Origin of the sequence: Synechococcus sp. R6-7 (assembly GCF_047461695.1) — a bacterium.
Taxonomy (GTDB): Bacteria; Cyanobacteriota; Cyanobacteriia; order Thermostichales; family Thermostichaceae; genus Thermostichus.
This window is the reverse complement of sequence record NZ_JANSHS010000340.1, coordinates 1-4,211: the sequence shown is the minus strand read 5'-3', so window position 1 is coordinate 4,211 and position 4,211 is coordinate 1. Positions and strand designations below refer to the sequence as shown.

5 protein-coding genes are annotated in these 4,211 nt (G+C 59.5%); 3 read left to right on the top strand and 2 right to left on the bottom strand.

Going from position 1 to position 4,211, the window contains the following annotated elements; all coding sequences use genetic code 11:
* Positions 1–96: 96 nt before the first annotated feature.
* From ruvX to chlP, 3 genes are all read left to right on the top strand, one after another.
* Positions 97–561 (top strand): Holliday junction resolvase RuvX, encoded by a 465-nt coding sequence (ruvX, locus tag NW815_RS10275; RefSeq protein WP_414390882.1) that lies wholly within the window; start codon positions 97–99, stop codon positions 559–561.
* Positions 533–1,669, top strand: a complete 1,137-nt coding sequence (locus NW815_RS10270) for an extracellular solute-binding protein (protein WP_414390880.1) — start codon at positions 533–535, stop codon at positions 1,667–1,669. The genes ruvX and NW815_RS10270 overlap by 29 nt, the downstream gene beginning before the upstream one ends.
* Positions 1,670–1,793: 124 nt before the next feature.
* Positions 1,794–3,014, top strand: a complete 1,221-nt coding sequence (chlP, locus tag NW815_RS10265) for a geranylgeranyl reductase (protein ID WP_414406886.1) — start codon at positions 1,794–1,796, stop codon at positions 3,012–3,014.
* Positions 3,015–3,021: 7 nt separating this feature from the next.
* On the opposite strand, the gene NW815_RS10260 is transcribed toward chlP, so the two are convergent.
* Positions 3,022–3,840: a hypothetical protein gene (locus NW815_RS10260; protein WP_414415978.1), complete on the bottom strand. Its 819-nt coding sequence runs from the start codon at positions 3,838–3,840 to the stop codon at positions 3,022–3,024.
* Between the two features lie 176 nt (positions 3,841–4,016).
* Positions 4,017–4,211: hypothetical protein (locus NW815_RS10255; RefSeq protein WP_414389698.1), on the bottom strand; the 195-nt coding region annotated here is incomplete at its 5' end.

Here is a 4,211-nt window from a genome sequence, read left to right as displayed (position 1 = left end):
CTACACAGCGGGGCCATTGCGGGTGAGTTTTCTGATGGCAGAAGCTTCCGGTCAACCCGGCTCTTCTGGGGCTCAGCAGGCGGGGCGTCCCGAGGGATGACGGATCCACTCCACCCGGCAAGACTGAAGAGCGAACGAGTGCTGATCGGTTTCGACCCAGGGCGCGACAAATGCGGCATTGCTGTGGTGCAGGTGTTTACGCAAACGGAGCTGAAGGTTTTACACCGGGAGGTGGTCCCTTCCGCGGCAGCGCTGTCTAGACTACAAACGCTCCGGCAACAGTTTCAGGCGGAGCAAGTGATCCTGGGCAATCAGACGACGGCCCAAGCCTGGAAGTCTCAACTGGAATCGATCCTCCCCCCGCAGCAGATTGTCCTGGTGGATGAGCGGCACAGCTCCCAAGAAGCCCGTCAGCGCTACTGGGATTTTTACCCACCGCAGGGATGGGAGCGGCTGTTGCCCAAGGGGATGCGGGTGCCCGCCAAGGCTTACGATGATCTGGTGGCTCTCATTCTGGTGGAGCGGTACTGTCGTGGGCGAGATACGGCTGAGCCGACGTGAGCTTCTACAGGGGATCCTGCTGGGGCTAATGGCGGCAGGATGTGGGGGGCCGGATGCGCACTTGCCTCTTGTCGTGGCGCTTAAGCAAGGGATCCCCGCCAGTTTGCTCAACGAGTTTCGCCGCAGGACTCAGGCCCGCTTTCGGCTGCAACTGTTGGATAGTCGGGATCAGTTGTTGGCCTATCTCCGGCAAAGCGTCCAGCCGGCTGATCCGGCCTGGTGGGATCCGGGGGGATGGTTCCGGCGGCGGCTGCCGGTGGCGGCTTTGAGTTTGTTGGGGGCCGACGCTTTGGATCGGGCCATAGCTGCCGGTTGGCTGGCTCCGCTACCGGAAAGCCTGCTGGGAGAACGATGGCAGAATCTGGATCCCCGTTGGCAAGCTGCGGCACTCCGGGAGGGGCAGATTTGGGGTGTGCCCTGGCGCTGGGGGGTAACGGCCATTGCCTACCGCCGGGATCGGGTGAGGGAGCCCATTCGGGACTGGGCGGATCTGTGGCGGCCTGAGCTGGCCGGCAAACTGACTCTGCCGGATCATCCGCGGGAGGTGATTGGGCTAACCCTAAAGAAAATGGGCCGCTCCTACAACGATCCCCTCAACCCTGAGGATGTGGAATTACGGCAAGAGCTGGGATCCCTGCACCGTCAGGTTTTAACTTACACCTCTTCCGACTACCTGCCCATCTTGCGCTTGGCCGATAGCTGGGTGGCCGTGGGCTGGTCGCAGGATCTCTACGCCACCCAAGCCAACTACCCTGAGCTGGCAGTGGTGATCCCGGCCTCCGGATCCGCCATCTGGTGGGATGTCTGGGTGCGACCCCACGTCGAAGACAATGCCCACACAGAATCAACCCAGACCGATTCCGGATCCCTGTTGGCTGACTGGCTTGATTTTGTCTTGAATCCTGAATTTGCCCCCCGCTTGGTCAATCTGAGCGGGATCCCTTCGGTTTTGCCGCTGGATTTGGCTCAACTTGCCCCACGCCTGCAACGCAGAGCCGACTTGCAAATCTCCACTTGGCAACGCTCGGAGATCTGGCGCCCCCTGAGCTCAGCCGAAGCCGAGTCCTATCTCAACCTCTGGGATCAAATGCGGCGGGGCCTTTTGTAGAAACACAGCGAGCGCGAGCCCTCCACTCTGCAACACTTCGTCAAGGTCCGCAATGCTTCTGAGGAGCTGTGGTAGGATGCCTGCTGTCTGATGAGCCAGTTGCACTTGCATCGAGGAGAGCACCTTGAGTCTGAGAGTTGCTGTTGTGGGGGGCGGCCCAGCCGGAGCCTCTGCTGCCGAAGTTCTGGCCCAAGCTGGAATCGAGACCTTTTTGTTTGAGCGGAAGCTGGACAACGCCAAGCCCTGCGGGGGCGCCATTCCCCTCTGTATGGTCTCCGAGTTCGACCTCCCCGAGGGGATCATCGACCGCAAAGTGCGCAAGATGAAGATGATCTCCCCTTCCAACTATGAGGTGGATATCGCCCTCGAAAAAGAAAACGAGTACATCGGCATGTGCCGCCGCGAGATCTTGGATGCCTTCTTGCGCAATCGTGCCCACCAAAAAGGGGCGGAGCTGATCAACGGCAAGGTAATGCATCTGGAAATCCCCCAGAATGGCCGGGATCCCTACATCCTGCACTACAACGATTTTTCCGACGGATCGAGGCAAGGGGTGCCACGTTCTTTGGCTGTGGATGTGGTGATCGGGGCGGATGGGTTCCACTCCAAGGTGGCAGAGGCCATTGGTGCTGGCGACTACAACTATGCGCTGGCCTTTCAGGAGCGCATCCGGCTCCCGGACGACAAAATGGCCTACTACGCAGAGCGGGCAGAAATGTATGTGGGGGACGATGTTTCTCCAGACTTTTATGCCTGGGTGTTTCCCAAGTCCAACCATGTAGCCGTGGGCACCGGCACCATGAGGGCAAACCAAGCCCACATCCAAAAGTTGCAAGCTGGGATCCGCGCCCGTGCTGCCGAGCGGATTCGAGGAGGCCAGGTGATCAAGGTGGAAGCCCATCCGATCCCAGAGCATCCCCGTCCGCGCCGTGTGGTGGGCCGTGCTGCTTTGGTGGGAGATGCGGCGGGATACGTAACCAAATCCAGCGGCGAAGGGATCTATTTTGCTGCCAAGTCAGGCCGCATGTGTGCCGAGACCCTTGTCGAGACCTCCAACGGCGGCAAGCGCATTCCCACAGAGGAGGATCTAAAACTGTATCTCAAGCGCTGGGATCGCCAGTACGGCCTGACCTACAAGGTCTTGGACATCCTGCAGCGGGTATTCTACCGTTCCAATGCCACCCGCGAAGCCTTTGTGGAGATGTGCGCCGACCGGGACGTGCAGAGGATGACCTTTGACAGCTACCTCTACAAGACGGTAGTGCCTATGAGCCCTTGGGTGCAGTTCAAGATCACGGTCAAAACCCTGGGCAGCCTGATTCGCGGCAACGCTTTGGCTCCCTGAAGTAACCCTACTGCCACTGGAAGGTCACCGTGACGCGATCCCAATTGGCCTCGGTTTTCAGCACACTGGCGGAGGCCCTTTGTCCGGGGGGCACGTCGCTGGGCTCAAATGCTGCCACTCGCGTATCGACAACTTCTTCTCCCCGATAGAAGGTGAAACGAGCACGGGCGTTGAGAACCGTGCGGGTGCTGCGGTTGATCGCTTCCACGCTTAGGCGGCTACCGGCCCCCACTCGTTCTTCCCGAATGGATCCCACGATTACAAAATCTCCTGGGCTAGCGGCAGACTCGGCTGGAGTGGCGGTCGGAACTGGGGTGCCAGGCTGTGGGGCCGTCTCGCTTTGCTTGGGATCCGACTGCCTCAGCAGCTCCAAAACACGGGCCAACTCATGCTGAAAGAAAACAAAGGCTTCCCGCGATTGGTTGGCTACCTGGGCCAAGATCAGCCGATCCGACTCCTCTACCGGAATTTCCAGGAGGGGAGCTGGCCCTTTTAGGGTGACTCGGATGCTGGCGACTTCTTGGTTGATGAACTTATCCAGGTAGGGAAAGATGTTGAGAATGCAATCTTGGAAGGATCCCATCGGCATGATGCGATTGTTGGTCAGCACCAAGTCGGCCCGCTCACAGCTAGTCCGATCCTCCATATCAATTTCCAAGGGCACCCGAAAGGAGCCGAGGCTGGTGTTGGTGATGGTAACCCCAATGCCGTACACCTCCTGCCGCCAGCCATGAACGATCTCCAGGCTGGGGCTGGTGACTTCCTCGGTGAAATACTCTCCGGCCCAGGTCGGGGATCCCCACAGAGGCAGGGCCAATAGCAGCACAGGGAAATGGCAGGTCAGTCTCCCCTTCACCTCAACCTTCCTTAACTCAACTCGCGGACTTTGGGGCAGAGCAGCGGTGTTTCTTGCTCCCCCGGGATGGCAATAGCCTAACCCAGGGCTGGCGCAAACCAGGGGGAGTCTTTGAATAATCTTTCCAACAATAACGGCTTTGAACTTCATCCGCTCTGCCCAAAGGGATAGCCCAGTACCCGGTCTTCATCGAGCTGGGGGTTGCCTTTGCGGTGGATCCCAGGGGCCATTTTGTCGGGGCAGCGCCACCGGCTTTGCCGTTTTCCGCCTTGCCAAGCAAGGGATCCCGTCTGCGATAGGATCAGAAAGTCCAGCTTACTAGCGCAGGAGCCCCGCCCTCT

What these genes read in the sequence shown, in the direction of transcription:
- ruvX (WP_414390882.1), top strand. Translation starts at nt 97, where the DNA reads ATGACGGATCCACTCCACCCGGCAAGACTGAAGAGCGAACGAGTGCTG.